Raw genomic sequence first — 21054 nt, forward strand, 5'->3', positions numbered from 1 at the left:
ACTCCAATGAGGTGGGTGCCCACCCTGTACTTCGTGCAGGGCATGCAGTTCTTCGTCGTCATGCTCATCGCGGGCCTGATGTTCAAGAACCTGGGGGTCGAGAACGACCAGATCGCCCGCTGGACGGCCGTGCTCGGCCTGGCGTGGGCCATCAAGCCGCTGTGGAGCCCGTTCCTGGAACTCGCGCGCAGCAAGAAGCTGATCGTCGTCGTGGCGCAATACGTCGGCGCCGTGGGCTTGGGGCTGATGGCCCTGGCACTGCATCTGCCGCACTGGTTCGGCGCGGCCATCGTCGTGCTCTTCCTGATCGCCTACGCGTCGGCCACGCATGACATCGCCTGCGATGGCCTCTACATGGCCTCGCTCGACGAGAAGCGCCAGGCCGCCTATGCCGGCTGGCAGGGCGCCTTCTTCAACGGCGCGCGCTTCTTCATCACCGGCGTCATCCTGAAGCTGGCGGGCCATCTGGAAGGCACGATGGGCGCAGCCAACGCCTGGTCCACCGTCTTCCTGGCGCTGGCCGGCCTGGTGGCCGTGCTGGCCACCTACAACGCCCGCTTCCTGCCCGGCACGCTCTCCACCGAGCACAGCGAGCTGACGGCCTCGGGTGTGGCCGCCATGCTGAAGGAGGTTGTCGTCGACTTCTTCCAGAAGCCGGGCATCTGGCGCGCCGTGCTCTTCATCGTCATGTTCCGCTTCGCCGAAGGCCAGGTGCAGACCATTGGCCCGCTCTTCCTGCTGGAAGCGCGCGACAAGGGGGGGCTCGGCCTGACGACCGGCCAGGTGGCCGACGTCTACGGCTGGGTGGGCACGGGTGCGTTCCTCGTCGGGTCCGTGCTGGGTGGCTGGGTCACCAGCAAGCTCAGCCTGCAGCGCGCGATGCCGCTGCTGCTGGTGGCCATGAGTGTGCCCAACATCACCTTCTATTACCTCGCCAGCCAGCTGCCGGCCGATATGCCGCACATCGCCGCCGCCGTGGGCGTGGAGATGTTCGGCTATGGCTTCGGCTTCGTCGGCATGATCCTGTACATCATGCAGGCCGTGGCCCCGGGCCGCTTCCAGACGGCCCACTATGCGCTCGGTTCGGGCGTCATGCAGCTGGGCTTCATCTTCGCCAAGTCCATCAGCGGCGACATCCAGATCGCGATGGGCTACCAGCAGTTCTTCGCCTGGACGATTGGCTGTGGCCTGCCGGCATTGCTGCTGCTGCTGTGGGTGCCGATGCCGCGCAAGGCCGCGCCGACCGAGGCCGTGCCGGCATGAAGGCCGCGGCGCTGTTGCTGGTTGCCGCGGCTCCTGCATTCGCCGCTGGCGAGTTCTTCGACGACTTCTCGCAGACCAGCTTGGACGCGCTCCGCCAGAGCGGCTGGGTGCTGCGCGAGGGCACCGGCCACCCGGGCCTGCCGGGTGCACGCTTCGCCACCACCCAGCTCTCGCTGGACGGCGGACTGCTCAAGCTGAAGATGTCAACGGACGGCACGCCGGCCAACACCTCGCTGGCCCAGCTCTGCGCGGCTCGCAAGTTCCTGGTTGGCACGACGACGGCGCGTGTGCGCTTTCGCGACACGGCGGGCTCGCGCGACCCCATCATCCAGAGCTTCTTCCTGGCCGGGCCGCTCAAGCACGACTACGACCCCGACTTCAGCGAGGTCGACTTCGAATACCTGCCGCATGGCGGCTGGGGCGAGCCGGAGACGCGGCTCTACGGCGTCAGCTGGCACACGGTGCGCATCGACCCCTGGGAGTCCTTCAACCAGGCCGCCATCGTGCAGGGCTCCTTCGACGGCTGGCAAGTGCTGACCGTGCAGGTCGAGGCCACACGCACACGCCACTACGTCAACGGCAGATTGATGGGCGAGCACACCGGCCGCAATGTGCCCGCCAAGCCGATGGCGATCAGCTTCAACCATTGGATTTCCGACGGTGCCAAGCCCGGCGCGCCGCGCGACTACGAGTTCGAGGTCGACTGGGTGCTGCACGTGGCCGGCAAGACGCTGAGCTCCACCGCGATGCAGACCCGTGCCGCGCAATTGCGCAAAGAGGGCGTGACCCGCCGCGATACCGTGCCGGATGCCGGCCTGACGAGCGAATGCAATCTATGAAGAAGACCCTGATCGCCGCCCTGGCGCTGGCTGCCTCCCTTGCGCAGGCGCAAACGAAGCCCGTCGTCGGCACCTACATCCTGGCCGAACGCGGCGTCGACGTCGTCGAGCAACTGCAGCCCGGCCGCGTCACGCACCTGCTCTATGCCTTCCTGCTGATTTGTGGCGAAGGAGAGCGCGCCAAGGAGGCCACAGCCTGTGCCGGCAAGCCCAATTTCAGCATCGCACCGCATGCCGACCAGGACATCTTCTCCGCCGCCTTCCAGCGCCTGAAGGTCCGCGACCCCAAGGTGCAGGTGCTGGCATCGGTGGGAGGCTGGGGCGGCTCCGATCCCTTCTTCCACCTGGCCGCGACAGCCCAGGGCCGCGCGGCTTTCGTCAAGTCCTCGGTGGACTGGCTGCGTGCCCACCCGGGCTTCGACGGCCTGGACATCGACTGGGAGCATCCCGGTTCCAACGGCTCGGTCAACGGCGTGCCACTGGGCAGCCCGGCCGATGCCGAGAACTACGTGCTGCTGATGCAGGATTTGCGCGTGGGGCTGGATGCCCTGGGTCGCGATGTCGGCAAGCGCTACGCGCTGACCACCGCGATTGCCACGACCAAGGAGCAGTTGGCTCGCATGGCCATGGGCCGCGCGGCGCCGTCGCTGGACCTGGTCTTCATGATGACCTACGACTTCGCCGGTCCTTGGACCAAGAAGGCCGTCAACCACACTGCGCTGCGCAGCGCCAAGCCCAGCGACGACACCAGCCTGGAGGCGTCGGTCGCCAACCTGAAGCGCGAGGGCGTGCCGGCGGCCAAGCTCGTCGCCGGCGTCGCCATGTATGGCCGCGGCTTCGACGGCGTGAAGGCCGACGGCCGCTATGCCAAGCCCTGGCCCAACGAGGACGGCTCAGTGCCTTTCAAGGACATCGATTCGTTGACGGGCATGAAGGCCCACTTCGACAAGCGCACCCAGTCCTGGGCCATGGTGGGTGGCGGCCGGTTCGTCGGCTACGACGACCCGCGCGCCGTGCGCGCCAAGGTCGCGTTCGCGAAGAAGCAGGGCCTAGCGGGCGTGTTCGCCTGGGAGCTCAGCCAGGACAACGGCGAAATCCTGAGCGCGATGCAACCGTGAGCGGCTTGCCGTCTTCTCGGCGCATCGCGTCGGTCGACGCGCTGCGCGGCCTGGCCGTGGCGGCCATGCTGCTGGTCAACAACCCCGGTGACTGGGGGGCGGTCTACTGGCCGCTGGAGCACGCGGCCTGGCATGGCTGCACGCCCACCGACCTGATCTTCCCGTTCTTCCTGTTCATCGTGGGCGTCTCGGCGGCGCTGGCGCTCGGGCCACGCGTGGATGCCGGCGCCGCGCCGGGGCCACTGCGAGCCGCCGTCATCCAGCGCGGCCTGCGCATCGTCGGCCTGGGCCTGGTGTTGCATCTGCTGGCCTGGTGGTTGATGCACAAGACCGAGTTCCGTGTGCTGGGTGTGTTGCAACGCATAGGCCTTTGCTTTGCGTTCGCGGGCGTGGCGGCCCTCCACCTGCGTGTACGCGGGCAGTGGACCTTGCTGCTGGCCTTGCTGATCGGCTACGGCGCGCTGCTGCTGTTCGGCAGCCCGACGCTGGACAAGCTCGGCAGCCTGAACCAGCGGATCGACACCTTGGTGCTGGGCCGGTGGGCTTACGAGTGGGATGCGGCGACCGGCATCGCCTTCGACCCCGAAGGCCTTCTGTCCACGCTGGGCGCGCTGGCGACGACGATCTTCGGCCTGCTTTGCGGCGGCCTGCTGCGCCGCGATCAGACACGAGGCCTGCTGTTGACGGGTGTTGCGGCGGCGCTCGTGGGTTGGTGGTGGTCGGGCTGGCTGCCCTGGAACAAGCAGCTGTGGACGCCGTCCTTCGTGCTGTGGACCGGCGGCCTGGCGGCTGTGGCGCTGGCCGCGGCGCATCAGTGGATCGATCGTCTCGGCCATCGCCCCTTGGGTCGCGCCTTTGGGCTGAACGCCATCGGCGCCTATGCCGGGGCCTGGATGTGCACCGTGTTGCTGGCGGCCACCGGCTGGATGGAGCCGCTGTACCGCACCGTGTTCGCGCCGTTGAATCCGCTGATCGGGCCTTATGGCCAGTCGCTGTCGTTCGCGCTCGCCTTCGTCGCGGTTTGGGCCGTGATCGTGTGGGCCCTGGACAAGCGCGGCTGGTACTGGAAGGTTTGAGAACCGGACACGCGAGCATGAGCGACGCCTTCGCCATCCGCATGCCGCCGGACATCCAGTCCGCGCAGCTCGGCGAGCATCAAGTCGTCTTCATCGACAACTTCCTTGAGAACCCGCTGGCGATGGTCGAGGCGGCCGCCAAGGTCAGCTTCGCGCCTTATCCCGGCGTGGCTGATCGCAAGGGCTACCCGGGCATTCGCGCACCGGTGCCAGCCGACTATTCGGCCAACCTCACTGCGCTGATGGAGCCGTTGATCCGCCTCAACTTCGGCGTGCCCGAAGCGCTCGATCTGCGCAAGAGCGAATGCGCTTTCTCGCTGACGACGATGCAGCCCGACGAACTCGGCCCGTTGCAGCGCACACCCCACTTCGACGCCAGCACGCCCCACCATATGGCCGTGCTGCTCTACCTCTGCGACGGCGCGCACGGCGGCACCGCTTTCTATCGCCACAAGGCCACAGGCCTGCAGCAGGTCACGGCGGACAACTGCGAAGCCTTCCTCGACACCTACTACGCCGAGCTCAACGCCCGCCCGCCCGCGCAGCGCTACTTCGACGACTCCGACGAGCACTTCGAGTTCCTGGGCATGATGCCTGCCCGCTTCAACCGCCTCGTCATCTACCGCGGCAGCCTGCTTCACTCGGCCGTCGTGAACCCGCAGCTCAGCCTGAGCAGCGATCCGCGCACGGGGCGGCTGACGGCGAATTCCTTCTACGACTTCTAGGCTGCGGTCTGCGCTTCACGCAACAAGGAAAGCCCGGCATTCGCCGGGCTTTTGCATGGCCGGGGGCGTCGATCAGAACTTCGCCGTCAGGCCGATCTTGTAGGTCGTCTCGCCCTTGAAGGACCAGGCTGGGTAGCCGGCCTTCAGCGGGTCCTTGTGCAGGCCGTCGGCCGGCAGGCTGGTGGACATGGCGCCGTACTGGACGTCGTCCTGCTTGGTCAGGTTCACCGCGTCGAAGCTCAGCTTCAGCCACTTGTTGATGTTCCAGCCGAAGCTCGCATCCAGCGTGCCGAAGTTGGCGTGCATGCGGTTGCCGTACCAGTAGGCGTTCTCGCGAATGATGTACTTGGAGCGCCAGTTGTAGGCCAGGCGGCCGAAGTAGTCGGGCGTCTCGTAGTAGCCCACCAGGTTCACGTTGTGCTTGGACGACTGGGTGAACAGGCCGAGCTGGTCGGCGAAGCTCTCCTTGGGCGCCGTGCCTTCGGTGAAGGTGTAGTTCGACACGATGCCGAAGCCGTTCTCGAAGGCATGGTTGGCCTGCAGCTCGATGCCGCGCAGGCGGCCGCCGCCGGCGTTGACGAAGTTCTGCACCGTCCAGTTGTCGACCTTGCTGAACGGGTCGACCAAGCCGATCTTCTGGTTCAGCAGCACATTGGCCGTGATGAAGTTCGAGATGTCCTTGTTGAAGAAGGTCGCCGACAGCACATTGCCCTTGCCGTAGTAGTACTCCAGGCTCAGGTCGATCTGGCTGGACTTCATGGGCTTGAGCTCGACGCTGCCGACCGTCCAGGTCTCGTTGCCGATGCGGTCGTCGTTGTAGCCGGACACCTGGATGCCGAACATGTTGGCGAAGTTCGGGCGCGTGATGGCCTGCGACGCTGCGGCGCGCAGCACCAGGTCCTTGCGCAGGTCGAAGGCCAGGTTGACGCTGGGCAGCACGTCGTTGTACTTGGACTTCTTGACGTCGAAGCCGCGGCCCCAGTTCTCGTTGCCCTCGTAGTCGCCCGCGGCCAGCGGCGTGCCGTCGAACTTGTAGCCGGTGCTCTTCACGTCCGTGGAGATGTAGCGCAGGCCGAAGTTGCCGCGCAGGTTGCCAGCCTCGAAGTCGAACATGCCGTACAGGGCCTGGTTCTTCTCGTTGAGCTCGCTGTAGGCGGAGCGGTCTTCGTTCCAGCCGTTGATGTTCTTCAACGTGCCGGCCACCATGGCGCCGATGTTGGGGCGCGGGATGCTCCAGCTGGCCACGTCGACCGTGCCGTCGAACAGGCTGGCCGTGGGGCTGGTGGCGATGGTGGCGGCCCAGACCGGGCGGTAGGCGCGCTTCTCGAAGGTGTGGTCGGCAAAACGCACGCCGGTCTTGAAGGTGTTGATGGCGCCCCAGTTCAGGTCGAACGTGGCGTCGAATTGGGCGTACTTCTCCTGGTCCTTGTTCGGGCCTTGTGACGTCGCCCAGGTCTGCGGGCCCAGCTGCGACGGCAGCTGAGCGGCCGTGAAGGACTGGCTGGACGTCGGGCTGATGACGATCTGGTGGCCTGTTGCGTCGATGGTGCCTTGCCAGTTCGGCCGCGCGAAGCCCGCATCCCAGTTGCCGGCCTGGAAGTTGGCCGTCAGCGACGTGCCGCCCTTGGCCTTGGTCGTGCCGGCGACGAGGTCGAACTTGGCGCCGTCGAGCTTGTAGTGCCCGTCGAAGGTGACACTGTCGGACGTCATCTGGGCGGCGCGTGCCCAGACCTGGAAGAACTGGTCAGGCAGCGGTTTGGCGGCGGTGGTCGTGCTGTGCACGCACATGCCGGTGGGGTTCCAGGCCGACTTCACGTCCGTGTTGCGCTTGTCGCAGTTCGGGTCCTGGAAGATGTAGTCGCTGCTGTTGGAGCTGTCGCCGACGAGCTTGAGCTTGAGCAGGTTCAGGCCGAGGTCCAGGCCTTGGGCCGGGCGGGCCTGCAGCGTCAGGTTGATGGCGTCGCGCTTGCGGTCCTGGATGAAGGCGGTGGGCGCCACGTCGCCCGACCAGCGGTTGTCGGCCTCGACGCCACGGCGGATGTAGGAACCGTCGGCATGGGCCGCGGCGGCCAGCACGCCGAAGCTCTTGGCCTCGTTCTTCCAGCTGTACAGGCCCGAGACTTCCTTCTCGGGGTCGCTGATCGTGCCCTTGCCGTACTTGACGCTGACGAAGCCGCTGTTGGCCGCCATGTCCAGCGGCTTGCGGGTCTTGACGATGACCGTGCCGCCGATGCCGCCTTCGGTCAGGTCGGCCTGCGAGGACTTGTAGACCTCCATGCCGCCGATCAATTCAGAGGGCAGCAGGGAGTAGTTGAAGGAGCGGTCGATGTCGAGCTGGTCATACCAGCCCGTGGACGCGACGGTCTGGCCGTTCAGCGTCGTGTAGGTCATCTGTGGGTCGGAGCCGCGGATGGACACCGAGGCGCCCTGGCCGAAGGCACGGCCCACGGACACGCCGGGGATGCGGCCCAGGGCCTGGCCGACGTCCGAGTCGGGCAGCTTGCCCACGTCCTCGGCGGAGACGGCATCGACGACGGCGCTGGCGTTCTTCTTGATCGTGGCGGCGGATTGCAGCGAGGCCCGGATGCCTGTGACGACCACCTGCTCGAGCTGGGCCGGCGTGTTCGCCAGTGCGGGCGCCACCGCCTCTTGTGCCTGGGCAGCCATGCTCAGCAATGTCAAGGCCGCAGCGGCCGCGATGGGGGTCGGTTTGACCTTCATGAACTAATCCTTGTTGTGGCCAATGATTCGGGTGGGATGGCCGCCGTTGGCCTATGCGTACCACCTTGAGTCCGGTTGCCGCCCTTGTCTGGTTCAGATTTGCGTACAACCAGTGCAATGCCACTATAGATTTTGATAACGCCACTTTGCTACCAATCGAGTCTGGGTAGTTTCCCGAGTGGCTTGGTCGTGCCTATGAAGCAGGGTCAGATTGCCCTGTAGGAGGCTCACCTCGCATGGTTAATTGGTATCTGACTGGTGCCGGAGCTCGGCCGACGATCCTGTTGTGCGGTGGCGACGACGGGCCGGCAGCTAGGCGGTTTCATGGCAAGTGGCCTTGATCTGGTACAGGGTTTGCCGGAGGCGCCCCGCGTGCGGCAAGCCGGGACAATGGCGGCCCAGGAGCTGTTGCTCCAAGACCCGATGTGGCAGACATGAACCCGGTTGAAAGTTGGTCGGCGGCCGACGAGCCGCAGCTCAAGGAGCGCCTGGAGCAGCGGGCCGAACCCGTGCTGCTGAAGGGCCTGCTGGCAGGCTGGCCCGCCGTGCAGGCCGGGCGCGAGACGGCTTTGAGCATCTGCGACTATTTGCGCCGCTTTGACCGGGGCGCCGAGGTCATGGCCACCAAGACGCGCGCCGCGGCGCGTGGCGTCATGGGCTACAACGACGGCCTGACCGACTTCGCCTTCGTCAAGGCGCGCATGACGCTGCCTGAGTTCATGGCGAACCTGGCGGCCTATCTGCCGGTCGACGGTGCACCCTCCATTGCTGCGCAATGCGCCAAGGTGAGCGACGTCATCCCGGGCTTCCTCGACGAGAACATGCTGCGGGCGCTGCCTGGCGTGGTGCCCAACTTCTGGCTGGGCAATGCGCTGACGGTGCCGGTGCATCACGACCACCCCTACAACCTCGCCTGCGTGGTGGCCGGGCGCCGGCGCTTCACGCTGTTCGCGCCGCAGCAGGTGGGCAATCTCTATATCGGGCCGCTCGAGCACACGCCGTCGGGGGCGCCCATCTCGGTCGTGCATCCAAAGTCGCCGGATTTCGAGCGCTACCCGCGCTATCGCAAGGCGCTGGCGTCTGCACAGGTTGTCGAGCTGGAGCCGGGCGATGCGCTCTACATCCCGCCGCTCTGGTATCACCAGGTCGAGGCGTTGGAGAAGGTCAACCTGTTGATCAACTACTGGTGGCCCGTTGCCGGTGCCAAGGACTTGCCTGCGCCAGCGCATGCGCTGCTGCAGGCCATCCAGGTGCTGAACGCGCTGCCTGCAACGCAGCGCGACGCCTGGGCGGCCATGTTCGAGCACTATGTAGTGCAGCGCGAGCAGGAGCCGGCGGGACACATCCCCGAGGCCTGGCATGGCGTGCTGGCGCGGCGACGCTGAGGACGGATTCCATGCGGCCCATGAAGGAAGTTGACGACATCACGCGGGAGCGCTTCGAGCGCGAGGTGGTGCCCGCCTACGAGCCGGTCGTGATGCGCGGCGCGGTGAGGCACTGGCCGTTGGTCGCGCAAGGGCGCGCGGGCCTGGATCCCTGCCTGCAATACCTGATGGGCTTCGACGGCGGCAAGCCCGTGGACGCCGTGCTGGCCAAGCCCGAACCCACGCGGGCCTTCAGCTACAAGCCCGACCTGGACGGCTTCAACTTCATGCGCGACAAGCGGCCCTATGCCGCCTTGTTCGAGCAGCTCTGGCGCTACAGCCACTTCCCCGACCCGCCGAGCCTGGCGGCGCAAAGCGCATTGGTGTCGGAGGCCTTGCCGGGCCTGGAGTTGGCCAATGTTTTGCCGCTGCTGGACGCCGCCGTGCCACCGCGCATCTGGATCGGCAACCGTGCGACGGTGCCCGCGCACTTCGACGATTCCCACAACATCGCCTGCGTGGCAGCCGGCCGCCGCCGTTTCACGCTTCTGCCGCCGGCCTGCGCACCGCTGCTCTACCTGGGTCCGCCGGACTACGCGCCCACGCCGGCGCCGATGTCAGTCGTGCCTGATCTGCACCGCGCAGACCCGGCGCAGTTCCCTTTGTTAGCTGAAGCCCTGACGCACGCCGTGGTGGCCGAGTTGGAGCCGGGTGACGCGATCTACATGCCGCCGCTGTGGTTCCATCAGGTCGAGTCGCTGGCGCCGCACCTGAACATCCTGATGAACTACTGGTGGCGGCCGCTGGCCGCACCGCAGCGCCCGGATGACCTGCACCTGGCGGCTATGCGGCTGGCCATGCTGGCGCTGCGGCATCTGCCCGACGGTGAACGTGAAGGCTGGCGCGCCTTGTTCGCGCACTATGTGTTCGGCGCGCGGGGTGAAGGACTGGCTCACATCCCCGCAGGCCAGCGCCATCTGTTCGGCGACATCGACGCGGCGGCCGATGCCGCCGTGCGCAAGGACATCCTGGACCGGTTGAATCACCAGGTGTAGATCTGCAGGGCCTTGTCGCCGACACCCGGCGGGATGTTGGCCAGCAGCTCGCGGTGGTCAGGAAAGTTCGTCGCGCTGCGCTGGATGAAGTCGTCCACCGCCTCCAGCCGGTGGCGCGCCTGGTGCTCTGTCGGCGGCTGCAGGTCCTGCGCATCCGGAAAGATGCCCATGCCGGCCAGCAGCGCATACCAGGACACGGCCGGGTAGCCGCCGCCGAAGCGGCCCGTCTTGAGGGCGGCGACCAGGGGCTTGCGCGACATCCACGTCATCAGAACGCCTTGCAGCGAGTCCGACAGGTGCATGTTCGCGGCGTTCTCGCGCCAGTAGTCGGTGTCGGTGCGCGAGTTGGTCTTGTAATGCGCGACGATGTAGTCGCGGGTGTTCTCGAAGCGCTTGTGCATGGCGGCGTTGAACGCGTCCTGCGAGGCGACGCCGAGGTCGCCCTTCTCCAGCACTTCCACCAGCATGGACGCCGTGACCTGCACGAACAGCAGGGCCGTGGCTTCCAGCGGCTCGATGAAGCCCTGCGACAGGCCGATGGCCACGCAGTTGCGGTTCCAGACCTTGGCCATGCGGCCCACGCGCATCTTGAGGTGGCGGGCGGGGATATCGGCATCCAGCAGGCCCAGGTGCTGGCGCAGCTCGGTCTCGGCTTCGTCTGCCGAGCAGTGGGCGCTGCTGTAGACATAGCCATTGCCCTGGCGCTGGGTGAGCGGGATCTTCCACGCCCAGCCGTGGCGCAGCGCGGTGGACACGGTCTGCGACTCTATGGGGCCTTCTAGCGGCGTCGGCATCGCCACGGCCGCGTCGTTGAAGAGGTTCTCCCCGAAGCCGATGAAGGGTGTCTGCAGGGCCTTGCCAATCATCAGCGATGCAAAGCCGCTGCAGTCGACGAAGAAGTCGGCGGCCAGCGTCTCGCCGTCATCGAGCTGGAGCCGGTCGATGTCACCGCGCTCGTTGAGCAGCACCTGGGTGACGTGGCGCCGCAGGTGGGTCACGCCGCGCTCCACCGCCTTGAGGCCGAGGAACTGGCCCAGCAGCGTGGCGTCGAAGTGATAGCCGTACCAGACGTCGAAGGGGAAATTGGGCAGCGCGCGCGGGCCGCGGGCCTGGCGCGCCAGCGCCGCGGACGTGAAGAAGCGGTCCGGGTGGGCGTACACGTCGGCGCCGTCGAGCCGCGCGTGCACGTTGTCGACGAAGGGATGCATGGTCATGTTGTCCAGCATCGACACGAAGGGGTGGAAGTAGCGCTCGAAGCCGGGCTTGGTCGACCAGCCATCGAAGGTGATGCCGCTCTTGTAGGTGGCGTTGCAGGCCGGCATCCACTCCGACTCCTCGATGCCCAGGATCTCGAAGAACCGGCGCAGCCAGGGCGTCGAGCCCTCGCCCACGCCGATGATGCCGACTTGGGGGCTCTCCAGCACGGTGATCTTCAGCCGCGGGCCATAGGCCGTGGTGGCCAGCATCAGCGCCGTCATCCAGCCCGCCGAGCCGCCGCCAACGATGCAGATGTGCTTGACCGGCGGCGGCGCATCGGTGCTGCCGCCCAGGGGGCGGGCGGCGATGTACTGGTCGATGAGGGTGGCGGTGTCGCTCATGAGGGCATTGGAATGGAAAAGGGGAGCGTGTTGAGCGCTCCCCTCGGGGTTGCTGCGGGCCGCAGCGCCGGGCCGCTCCCAAGCCGGCCCGCCTGGCGATGTGCTTGGCGGTCGATCCGCCAAGCATCGCCGTCCCCGCGGGGGACCGACTGGGCACGTCCGCGTTCAGCGGCGCGTGACCAGGCGAGGGGTCAAAACTTCACACGCGCGGTCAGGTAGAACTGGCGGCCGTTCTTGTAGATGGCGCGCGGCTGCACTTCCGAGGCGTAGTACTTCAGCTTCGGGTCGTTCAGGTTCTGCGCATCCAGGCTGACGGCGAAGTTGTCGTTGATCTTGTAGCCCAGAGACGCCGACAGCACGCCGTTGCCCTTCTGGAAGTAGTCCGTGCCACGGTCGGTGCCGATGAAGATGTCATCGGTGTAGCTGTAGTTCAAGCGCGCCGAGAAGTGGTCGTTCTCGAAGAAGCCGCCCAGGGTGAACGAGTTCTTCACATCGCCGCGCAGCACATGGCCGTCTTGGTCGTGACCGTCCGCGAAGGTGTAGTTCGCCGTCACGCCGAAGTTGTTGGCGATGGGCGTCTCGAACGCGAATTCCAGACCGGTGACGGAAGCCTTCTTGTTGGTCAGGCCGGTGATGACGAACTGACGGTTCACCAGTTGCTGCACGCCACCCTGCTGGTTGGTGTTGCCCAGCAGCACCGGGTAGGTGCTGGTGAACGTGCCGTTCGTGATGTAGCTGCCCATCTGCATGTGGAAGGCACCCATCGACACGAAGGCGCGCGGCGCAAAGTACCACTCGATGTTGGCGTCGAAGTTGGTCGAGCGAATCGGCTTCAGGTCGGGGTTGCCGGCCGTGCCGCCACCGATGGCGTTGTTGTCCAGGAACATGCCGGTCGTGCTCAGCGACGTGAACGCGGACAGGGCCGTGTAGTCGGCGCGGGTCACCGTGCGGCTCACGGCCAGGCGGCCCACCACGTCGCGGCGGATGTCCACACGCACGCTGGCGCTGGGCAGCAGGTCGGTGTAGGTGCGGTCAGCGGAGGTGGCCGTGAAGTCACCGAATGCCGACGACACATCAGCCTTCTCGCCCGGGAAGCTGGGGCGGAACGAACCCGAGGACTGCTTTGTGCGCACGGCGCGCAGACCGACGTTGCCGCTCCAGCCGTCGCCTTCCAGGTTGCCCTGCAGGTAGGCGGCGGTGGTGGTTTCCTTCACGCTGTATTCGCCGCCGTCCATGGGCGAGCGGCGCGCGATGGGATCGCGGTTGGTGACGCGGCTGTTGTACTCAGCCAGGGCCGCGGCCGAGATATAGGTCAGATTGGTCGGGAAGCCTTGCCCCAAGCCGCTGCCGTAGTTGCCCGGGAATGACTGGCTGAAGGCCGGCAGGGTGTAGGGCGAGAGCTGGGGCGCATCGTTGCCGCTTGCGTCGGCGCAGGCGCTGGGCTTGCTCCAGTCCCAGGGGCCGACGCGGTAAGGCGTGCCGGTGGCACAGCCCGGGCCCTGGTTCAGCGTCGCATCGGTGTTGCGCTTGTGCTGAGCACTGCGCACGCCGAACTTCAGGCTCTTGAGCACGCCGGAGTCGAGCGAGTACTCGCCGTCCACCTGGGCCCAGCTTTCCTTGTCGTGCACGATGACGTGCTCGGCGCCGAAGATCCAGTCAAAGCCCACCGTGGGGTTGGTGAAGCTGAAGGCGGGTGCCGTGTCGTTGCCTTGCAGCGCATAGCTAGCGCGCGTGGCGGCGATGTGCGGTTCGACGACGTCCTGGCTGACGGTCTGGCCCTTGCCCTTGGACGTGCCGGCGTTGGCGGTCAGCGTCAGCGCGCTGTTGACCTTGAACGTGCCATCCAGGCTCAGGAAGTTGCTCTCGGCAGAGGCCTTGCGCGAGATCATGTCGTAGTAGCCGGCGGTCGACGAGCTGGCCCAGTCGAAGGTGGCCTGCGTCAGTGTCTTAACGCCCTTGCTGTCGGTGGCGATCTTGTAATTCGAGATCGTGGCGCTGTTGATCAGGCCGGCGCGCGGCGCGATCAGGTAGTTGCGGTTGTAGTTGTCCGCATCCATCTTGGACGAGAAGCCCGTCAGCGTCAGGTCGATGTCCTGGGTGGGCTTGAACTGGGCGCGTACCAGGCCGCCCTTGCGCTCCCGCTCTTGCGTGAAGTAGGCGGCGCCGATCAGGTCGGGCGTGTAGACGCCGATCAGGTCAGGGTGCGCTGCGACAAGGGCAGGTGCGTTGGTAGTGTCCAGCTTGTTGATGAAGCCCAGCGTTTCCACGCCGTCACGGCGCAGGCTGCGCTTTTCCGAGAAGGCTTGCACCAGCACGCCGAAGGTCTTGGACTCGTTCTTGAAGTTGGCCAGCACGCTGAGCTGCGGGTCCGTCTTCTTGGGCAGGCTGGCGTAGACGGCGCCCAGGCCCGCTTCAAAGGTCAGCGCCTTGGCGAAGTCCAGCGGCTTGCGGGTGATGATGTTCACCGAACCCGCGGTGCCACCTTCCACCAGGGAGGCTTCGGCGCTCTTGCGCACCTCGACGCGGCTCACGAGTTCGGAGGGCAGCAGCGAGTAGCTCACGCTTCGGCCGACGCCGGCACCGGTCTGGTCCAGCACGAACCAGTCGCCGTTGGCGATGCCGTGGCCGTCGAGCAGGGTCTGCGTCAGGCTGGGGTTGGTGCCGCGCAGACCGACGCGGTCGCGCTCGTCGAAGCCACCGGAACCCCCGGCCGGACTGTTCAGGATGGTGACGCCGGGCACGCGAGCCAGCGAGTCGGCCACGTTCTTGTCGGGCATCTTGCCGATGTCTTCGGCCGAGATGACATCGATGTGGGCATCGGCATTGCGCTTGACGCTCAGCGACTTCTCCTGCGACGCGCGGATACCGGTGATGGTGACCGTGTCCAGTTGTTGGGGAGTCGGGGCTTGCTGCGCCATGGCGGCGCCGCTGGCGCCAAGCAAAGCGATGAATACCGCCTGCGAGATGGGAGTCTGCTTGACCTTCATATGCTGTTCCTCGTTGTGGCCAATGAATTCGGGCGGCGGTGACTGCTTCGGGTGCGTTGCATACCACCTTCGGTCCGGTTGATGCCTTGTGTGCCCTCAAAAGCGCATCCAACCAGTGCCATGCCACTGTAACGATTGATAACGCCACTTTGCTACCAATTTTTACTGAGGGGTTTCCCGAGTGGTGGTGCAAAAGTGCCCGCTCATTGGGCGGCGCCCTCTCTGGGTCGGCCAATCAGCCGAGCATATTGGTGTTTGATTGGTATCTTTGCGCGTGTAAAACTGTTGCGCGCCGGCGACGCGGCCCTTGCGAAAGGCGCGAGGAGTCGCTCAGCAAGGCTTGCTGGCTGGTAGCTGGGTGGCCTTGATCTGGTTCTGTATTGGTCCGATGCCCCGGGGCTGCGTCGATGACGCCGCGGCGTGCTCGGTGCCGCCGCGTGAGGCGAGACGGGCGGATCGCAGCGGGCCGTCCGGCTGCGCGTTGCTGCGCTCTTGGCCCTTGCCTTCTTCGCGAGGCGGCTGTTGCACCCCGTTTGCCCTGTGCTATAGTTGCGGGCTTGCCTCAGGAGGGGTGGCCGAGTGGTTAAAGGCAGCAGACTGTAAATCTGCCCGCATAGCGTACGCTGGTTCGAATCCAGCCTCCTCCACCAAAACTGCCGTTGCTGGCGGTTGCGGCAGGACTCCCAGAGCGGGAGTAGTTCAATGGTAGAACCTTAGCCTTCCAAGCTAATGACACGGGTTCGATTCCCGTTTCCCGCTCCAATCCGGGCGGTTTGGTTGGTCAGCGTCGACACCGGTTTGCCGGCCAGTTCGTCTGGCGTCAAACCCGTGCCGATGCCCTTGTGGCTCAGTGGTAGAGCACTCCCTTGGTAAGGGAGAGGTCACGCGTTCGATCCGCGTCAAGGGCACCACAGATTTTCTCTTTTTCTACTCGTTTCAACGGGTTCGCCTCAGGAGCGCAAGATGGCAAAAGGCAAGTTTGAACGGACCAAGCCGCACGTGAACGTGGGCACGATTGGCCACGTTGACCACGGCAAGACCACGCTGACCGCGGCAATCGCGACCGTGCTGTCCAAGAAGTTCGGYGGCGAGGCCAAGGCCTACGACCAGATCGACGCAGCGCCTGAAGAAAAGGCCCGCGGCATCACGATCAACACCGCYCACGTCGAGTACGAGACGGCCAACCGCCACTACGCGCACGTTGACTGCCCCGGCCACGCCGACTACGTCAAGAACATGATCACCGGTGCCGCCCAGATGGACGGCGCCATCCTGGTGTGCTCGGCCGCTGACGGCCCGATGCCCCAGACCCGCGAGCACATCCTGCTGGCTCGYCAGGTYGGCGTGAAGTTCATCATCGTCTTCCTGAACAAGTGCGACATGGTCGACGACGCCGAGCTGCTCGAGCTGGTCGAAATGGAAGTGCGCGAGCTCCTGTCCAAGTACGACTTCCCCGGCGACGACACCCCCATCATCAAGGGTTCGGCCAAGCTGGCGCTGGAAGGCGACACGGGCGACCTGGGCGAGCAAGCCATCATGCGTCTGGCCGACGCCCTGGACAACTACATCCCCCAGCCGGACCGTGCCATCGACGGCGCCTTCCTGCTGCCGGTTGAAGACGTCTTCTCGATCTCCGGCCGCGGCACCGTCGTGACCGGTCGCGTCGAGCGCGGCATCATCAAGGTCGGCGAAGAAATCGAAATCGTCGGCATCCGCGACGTGCAGAAGACCACCGTCACCGGCGTCGAAATGTTCCGCAAGCTGCTGGACCAAGGTCAAGCGGGCGACAACGTCGGCATCCTGCTGCGCGGCACCAAGCGTGAAGACGTCGAGCGCGGCCAGGTGCTGGCCAAGCCCGGCTCGATCAAGCCGCACACCCACTTCACGGCAGAAATCTATGTTCTGTCCAAGGAAGAGGGCGGCCGCCACACGCCGTTCTTCAACAACTACCGTCCCCAGTTCTACTTCCGTACCACGGACGTGACCGGTGCCGTGGAGTTGCCGAAGGACAAGGAAATGGTCATGCCTGGCGACAACGTCGGCATCACCGTGAAGCTGATCGCACCGATCGCGATGGAAACCGGCCTGCGCTTCGCCATCCGTGAAGGCGGTCGTACCGTCGGCTCGGGCGTCGTCGCCACGATCCTCTCGTAAGTTTTTCAAGGCCACAGGGGCATAGCTCAATTGGCAGAGCGTCGGTCTCCAAAACCGAAGGTTGGGGGTTCGAGACCCTCTGCCCCTGCCAACAGTCGCTGATCACGACGGTTGGTTTCCTGGCAACAAGCATCGGCCCGCGAGAGAGATCTCGGCGGGCCTTGCTGCTGATGGCGACAAACCTTGGCAGCGTCTGACAGCCGCTTCAAAGCGGCGCGTGAAAGTGAAGTGATGGCGAATCCTCCCCAAGTCGAGACCGTGACCAGCGGCGCCGACAAGGCCAAGCTGGCCGTTGCGGTACTGCTGCTGATTGGCGCGCTGGCGGCCTACTACGGCCTGTCCAAGCAAGGCCCGCTGGCGCAGTGGGCCTCGCTGCTCGTGTTGTTGGCCGCCGGCGTGGCGGCTTTCTTTACGTCTGAACACGGCAAGGCGCTGATCGCCTACGGCCGCGACTCGACGCGTGAAGTCAAGAAGGTGGTCTGGCCGACCCGCAAGGAAGCGACCCAGATGACGGGCTATGTGTTTGCCTTCGTCGTCGTCATGGCGCTCTTCCTGTGGATGACGGACAAGACGTTGGAATGGGTGCTGTACGACCTGATCCTGGGCTGGAAGCGCTGATCGCAAGGAATCTTGATGTCTGAAGAACAAGTCGTCACGACCGAAGCCCCGACGGGCCTGCCCAAGCGCTGGTATGTCGTCCATGCCTACTCGGGCATGGAAAAGGCTGTCGAACGCAACCTGCGCGAGCGCATTGACCGCGCCGGCATGCAGGACAAGTTCGGCCGCATCCTGGTGCCAACCGAAGAAGTCGTCGAGCTGAAGAACGGCAAGAAAGCCGTCACCGAGCGCCGCTTCTTCCCGGGCTATGTGCTGGTGGAAATGGCAATGGACGACGAGTCCTGGCATCTGGTCAAGCACACGTCCAAGGTGACGGGCTTTGTGGGCGGCGCAAAGAACCGCCCGGCCCCGATCTCGGAGGCCGAGGTCATGAAGATCGTCAACCAGATGCAGGAAGGCGTCGAGAAGCCACGGCCCAAGGTCGAGTGGACGGTCGGCGAGGTCGTGCGCGTCAAGGAAGGCCCMTTCACCGACTTCAACGGCTCGGTCGAAGAGGTCAACTACGACAAGTCCAAGGTGCGTGTGTCGGTCACGATCTTCGGCCGCGCGACGCCGGTGGAACTGGACTTCTCGCAGGTCGAAAAAGTTTGACGACGCGTCGTCAAACTTTTCGCCGCTGCCCGCAGGGCTAAGGCAAAAGGTCCGACGCGCACCTCTGACGTCCAAGTGAAGGGCTGCATAGCCTGAAATTTGAGCAGCAGAGTAGAATCCTGGGTTCGGCCGGCGTCCCCTAACGTCGACCCGTGATCAGTCTGCAACGAGAGGCGGGCAAGAGGAGCAAAGGTAAGGACTTCGGTCCGAGTCCGATGCGCTAGCACTCAGGTGTTCAGGCTTGCCGCCCGGGCACTGGATTGGAGAAAACATGGCAAAGAAGATTGTCGGCTTCATCAAGCTGCAAATTCCGGCCGGCAAGGCCAACCCTTCGCCCCCGGTGGGGCCCGCGCTTGGTCAGCGTGGCCTGAACATCATGGAATTCTGCAAGGCGTTCAACGCCCAGACTTCGGCTGGTGGCTTCGAGCCCGGCATGAAGCTGCCGGTGGTCATCACCGCGTTCGCGGACAAGAGCTTCACCTTCGTCATCAAGTCGCCCCCGGCGACCGTGTTGATCAAGAAGGCCGCGAAGATCGAGAAGGGCTCGCAGCGCCCCCACCTGGATAAGGTCGGCAAGCTGACCCGCGCCCAGTTGGAAGAGATCGCAACGATCAAGACCAAGGACCTGACGGCCGCCAGCATGGACGCCGCAGTCAAGACCATCGCCGGCTCCGCCCGCTCGATGGGCATCATCGTGGAAGGGGTCTGACATGGCCAAGCTCACCAAGAAGCAAAAGGCGCTGGCTGGCAAGGTCGAGTCGACCAAGCTGTACGCGCTGACCGAAGCCCTGGACCTGGTCAAGAGCCTGGCCTCGGCCAAGTTCGATGAATCTATCGACGTCGCCGTTCAGCTCGGCATCGATGCCAAGAAGTCGGACCAGGTCGTTCGTGGCGCCGTCGTGCTGCCCAACGGCACCGGCAAGACCAAGCGCGTCGCCGTGTTCGCCCAAGGTGCCAAGGCTGATGAAGCCCGCGCCGCCGGCGCCGACGTCGTCGGCATGGAAGACCTGGCCGAGCGCGTCAAGGCGGGCGACATGCCCTTCGACGTGGTCATCGCCTCGCCCGACACGATGCGTGTCGTCGGTACTCTGGGTCAGATCCTGGGCCCGCGCGGCCTGATGCCTAACCCCAAGGTTGGCACCGTGACCCCGGACGTCGCCACTGCCGTCAAGAACGCCAAGGCTGGCCAAGTCCAGTTCCGCGTCGACAAGGCCGGCATCATCCACGGCACCCTCGGCCGTCGCTCGTTCGACACCGACAAGCTGGAAGGCAACCTGCGCGCGCTGATCGAAGCTCTGAACAAGAGCAAGCCGGCGTCGAGCAAGGGCATCTACCTGCGCAAGGTCGCCGTGTCCTCGACGATGGGCGTCGGCGCCCGCGTCGAAATCGCGTCGATCAACGCTCAAGCCAACGCAGCTTGATGCACTGAATCTGCTCGGGGCGAGTCTGGCCCTGGGCAACAAGATTGGTGGGGCGCTGTTCCGGTTCGCCGGAGTGGCGCGTCATCCAAGACCGTTGGTGGAGACCCCTTAAATCTCGACGCAAGTTGAGAACCAACGCAGATGGCGGTCCCGCTGAAGGGTTTGCCGCTCCGAGCCATCGGGGTGGGTTTCCTGACAGATGGTCGCTGAATCCCTGGCGCTCCCAAAGCCGCAAGGCCGAGAGAGCAAATGTGAGGAGTAGACCTTGAGTCTCAATCGCAACGAGAAGGCAGTCGTTGTCTCCGACGTCGCAGCGCAAGCTGCCAAGTCGCAGACGCTGGCGCTGGCCGAGTACCGTGGCCTCACCGTTGAAGCCCTGAACAAGCTGCGCGTCACCGCGCGCGCCCAAGGTGTGTATCTTCACGTGCTGAAGAACACCCTGGCGCGTCGCGCTGTCGCCGGCACCCCGTTCGAGGCTGCTTCGGAGAGCATGGTCGGCCCGCTGATCTACGGCTTTTCGGAAGACGCTGTCGCGGCTGCCAAAGTCATCGCTGACTTTGCCAAGACCAACGACAAGCTCGTCATCAAGGGCGGTGCGTACGGTGGCAAGGCTCTGGACGTGAACGGCGTGAAGGCGCTGGCATCCGTCCCGAGCAAGGAAGTGCTGCTGTCGCAAATCGCAGGCCTGCTGCTGTCGCCGGTGCAACGCACCGCGGCCGTGCTGGCTGCCCTGGCTGCAAAGCGTGGCGAAGGCGCCGCTTCTACGGAAGCTGCCGCTGAAGAAGCCCCGGCTGCCGCCTGATCGACGAACTACGCGTTACACGCAATCAATCTGTTTTAAGGAAATTCATCATGGCATTCGATAAAGACGCTTTCCTGGCCTCGCTGGACAGCATGACCGTTCTGGAGCTGAACGATCTGGTCAAGGCAATTGAAGAGAAGTTCGGCGTGTCCGCCGCTTCGATGGCTGCTCCGGCCGCCGGTGGCGCCGGCGGCGGCGCCGCTGCTGCCGTTGAAGAGAAGACCGAGTTCAACGTCGTGCTGACCGAAGCCGGCGCGCAGAAGGTCTCCGTCATCAAGGCCGTCCGTGAAATCACGGGCCTGGGTCTGAAGGAAGCCAAGGACCTGGTCGACGGCGCTCCGAAGAACGTCAAGGAAGCCGTTTCCAAGGCCGACGGCGAAGCTGCAGTCAAGAAGCTGGTGGAAGCCGGCGCCAAGGCTGAGCTGAAGTAAGACTTTGGGGTGGGGCCTGTGCAGCAGGTCCGGCCCCACTGACTAGAAAAGGGGTTGCCTTTGGGCTTCCCCTTTTTTGTCTTTGCGGGTTAATCCTGCTTGAGAACAGGTGAAAGACCTCGCGCGGGTATGATGCGCGGTTCTTTCACGTGTTCTCTGATCCGACTGCAGAGAACCAGTTTGGTCGGACTTCGGTGCAATGCCGAAGTTGTCCGCCAGCGGTTGGTAGTGGCCAACCACCAAGCTAGGCAGCCGCCCGTTCTGGGTGAGTGAGCCAGCCAGTCGCCGACG

The 21054-nt window shown here is 65.2% G+C and carries 17 protein-coding genes and 4 tRNA genes; 18 read left to right on the forward strand and 3 right to left on the reverse strand.

The features are described from left to right. Nucleotides 1-6 precede the first annotated feature (6 nt). The 5 genes from ACXJLH_RS27050 to ACXJLH_RS27070 are packed head-to-tail and all read left to right on the forward strand — an operon-like array spanning nucleotide 7 to nucleotide 5021. Nucleotides 7-1263 (forward strand): MFS transporter, encoded by a 1257-nt coding sequence (locus ACXJLH_RS27050; protein WP_457447451.1) that lies wholly within the window; start codon nucleotides 7-9, stop codon nucleotides 1261-1263. After that, on the forward strand, nucleotides 1212-2102 hold the full coding sequence (locus ACXJLH_RS27055; protein WP_457447453.1) for a glycoside hydrolase family 16 protein: 891 nt from the start codon (nucleotides 1212-1214) through the stop codon (nucleotides 2100-2102). Before ACXJLH_RS27050 ends, ACXJLH_RS27055 begins: the two co-directional genes overlap by 52 nt. After that, nucleotides 2099-3220, forward strand: a complete 1122-nt coding sequence (locus ACXJLH_RS27060; protein ID WP_457447455.1) for a glycoside hydrolase family 18 protein — start codon at nucleotides 2099-2101, stop codon at nucleotides 3218-3220. Before ACXJLH_RS27055 ends, ACXJLH_RS27060 begins: the two co-directional genes overlap by 4 nt. Beyond that, the gene (locus ACXJLH_RS27065) at nucleotides 3217-4296 is read left to right on the forward strand and encodes an acyltransferase family protein (RefSeq protein ID WP_457447456.1); all 1080 of its coding nucleotides are present in this window, start codon (nucleotides 3217-3219) and stop codon (nucleotides 4294-4296) included. The genes ACXJLH_RS27060 and ACXJLH_RS27065 overlap by 4 nt, the downstream gene beginning before the upstream one ends. Before the next feature lie 17 nt (nucleotides 4297-4313). Further along, a complete protein-coding gene (locus ACXJLH_RS27070; RefSeq protein WP_457447457.1) occupies nucleotides 4314-5021 on the forward strand; it encodes a DUF6445 family protein in 708 nt (235 codons plus the stop codon). Between the two features lie 72 nt (nucleotides 5022-5093). Here the strand turns inward: ACXJLH_RS27070 and ACXJLH_RS27075 are convergent, their stop codons facing one another. Beyond that, nucleotides 5094-7742, reverse strand: coding sequence for a TonB-dependent receptor (locus tag ACXJLH_RS27075; RefSeq protein WP_457447459.1), 2649 nt, complete (start codon nucleotides 7740-7742; stop codon nucleotides 5094-5096). Nucleotides 7743-8176: 434 nt separating this feature from the next. Here ACXJLH_RS27075 and ACXJLH_RS27080 point away from each other — a divergent pair, with 434 nt between their 5' ends. Further along, entirely contained in the window at nucleotides 8177-9127 is a 951-nt protein-coding gene (locus ACXJLH_RS27080; protein WP_457447461.1) for a cupin-like domain-containing protein, read from the forward strand. Nucleotides 9128-9147: 20 nt separating this feature from the next. Beyond that, nucleotides 9148-10161 (forward strand): cupin-like domain-containing protein, encoded by a 1014-nt coding sequence (locus ACXJLH_RS27085; protein ID WP_457447463.1) that lies wholly within the window; start codon nucleotides 9148-9150, stop codon nucleotides 10159-10161. On the opposite strand, the gene ACXJLH_RS27090 is transcribed toward ACXJLH_RS27085, so the two are convergent. Both ACXJLH_RS27090 and ACXJLH_RS27095 read right to left on the reverse strand, forming a co-directional pair. Then, on the reverse strand, nucleotides 10149-11759 hold the full coding sequence (locus ACXJLH_RS27090) for a tryptophan halogenase family protein (protein ID WP_457447464.1): 1611 nt from the start codon (nucleotides 11757-11759) through the stop codon (nucleotides 10149-10151). The two genes, ACXJLH_RS27085 and ACXJLH_RS27090, sit on opposite strands and share 13 nt — an antisense overlap. A gap of 191 nt (nucleotides 11760-11950) precedes the next feature. Next, nucleotides 11951-14746: a TonB-dependent receptor gene (locus tag ACXJLH_RS27095; RefSeq protein ID WP_457447466.1), complete on the reverse strand. Its 2796-nt coding sequence runs from the start codon at nucleotides 14744-14746 to the stop codon at nucleotides 11951-11953. Between the two features lie 565 nt (nucleotides 14747-15311). Between ACXJLH_RS27095 and ACXJLH_RS27100 the strand changes: the two genes are divergently transcribed. The 11 genes from ACXJLH_RS27100 to rplL all read left to right on the forward strand — a co-directional run bounded on the left by ACXJLH_RS27100 (nucleotide 15312) and on the right by rplL (nucleotide 20763). Then, a tRNA-Tyr gene (locus ACXJLH_RS27100) sits at nucleotides 15312-15396 on the forward strand. A 38-nt stretch (nucleotides 15397-15434) separates the two neighbouring features. Further along, nucleotides 15435-15508: transfer RNA gene (locus tag ACXJLH_RS27105), tRNA-Gly, on the forward strand. A 74-nt stretch (nucleotides 15509-15582) separates the two neighbouring features. Further along, a tRNA-Thr gene (locus tag ACXJLH_RS27110) sits at nucleotides 15583-15657 on the forward strand. Nucleotides 15658-15709: 52 nt separating this feature from the next. Continuing rightward, nucleotides 15710-16900, forward strand: coding sequence for an elongation factor Tu (tuf, locus tag ACXJLH_RS27115; protein ID WP_457447468.1), 1191 nt, complete (start codon nucleotides 15710-15712; stop codon nucleotides 16898-16900). A gap of 15 nt (nucleotides 16901-16915) precedes the next feature. Next, nucleotides 16916-16991, forward strand: a tRNA-Trp gene (locus tag ACXJLH_RS27120). Between the two features lie 140 nt (nucleotides 16992-17131). Beyond that, nucleotides 17132-17518, forward strand: coding sequence for a preprotein translocase subunit SecE (gene secE / locus ACXJLH_RS27125; protein ID WP_056194808.1), 387 nt, complete (start codon nucleotides 17132-17134; stop codon nucleotides 17516-17518). A 15-nt stretch (nucleotides 17519-17533) separates the two neighbouring features. Continuing rightward, nucleotides 17534-18109: a transcription termination/antitermination protein NusG gene (gene nusG, locus ACXJLH_RS27130; protein ID WP_057297385.1), complete on the forward strand. Its 576-nt coding sequence runs from the start codon at nucleotides 17534-17536 to the stop codon at nucleotides 18107-18109. Nucleotides 18110-18380: 271 nt separating this feature from the next. Then, nucleotides 18381-18818, forward strand: a complete 438-nt coding sequence (rplK, locus tag ACXJLH_RS27135) for a 50S ribosomal protein L11 (protein WP_056194802.1) — start codon at nucleotides 18381-18383, stop codon at nucleotides 18816-18818. A gap of 1 nt (nucleotide 18819) precedes the next feature. Further along, entirely contained in the window at nucleotides 18820-19530 is a 711-nt protein-coding gene (rplA, locus tag ACXJLH_RS27140) for a 50S ribosomal protein L1 (protein ID WP_056194799.1), read from the forward strand. 265 nt (nucleotides 19531-19795) lie between these two features. Then, entirely contained in the window at nucleotides 19796-20332 is a 537-nt protein-coding gene (gene rplJ, locus ACXJLH_RS27145; RefSeq protein ID WP_056194797.1) for a 50S ribosomal protein L10, read from the forward strand. Nucleotides 20333-20382: 50 nt separating this feature from the next. Next, nucleotides 20383-20763: a 50S ribosomal protein L7/L12 gene (gene rplL, locus ACXJLH_RS27150; RefSeq protein WP_056194794.1), complete on the forward strand. Its 381-nt coding sequence runs from the start codon at nucleotides 20383-20385 to the stop codon at nucleotides 20761-20763. Nucleotides 20764-21054: the final 291 nt, after the last annotated feature.

The sequence above is a fragment of the Roseateles sp. P5_E4 genome, from assembly GCF_054049255.1.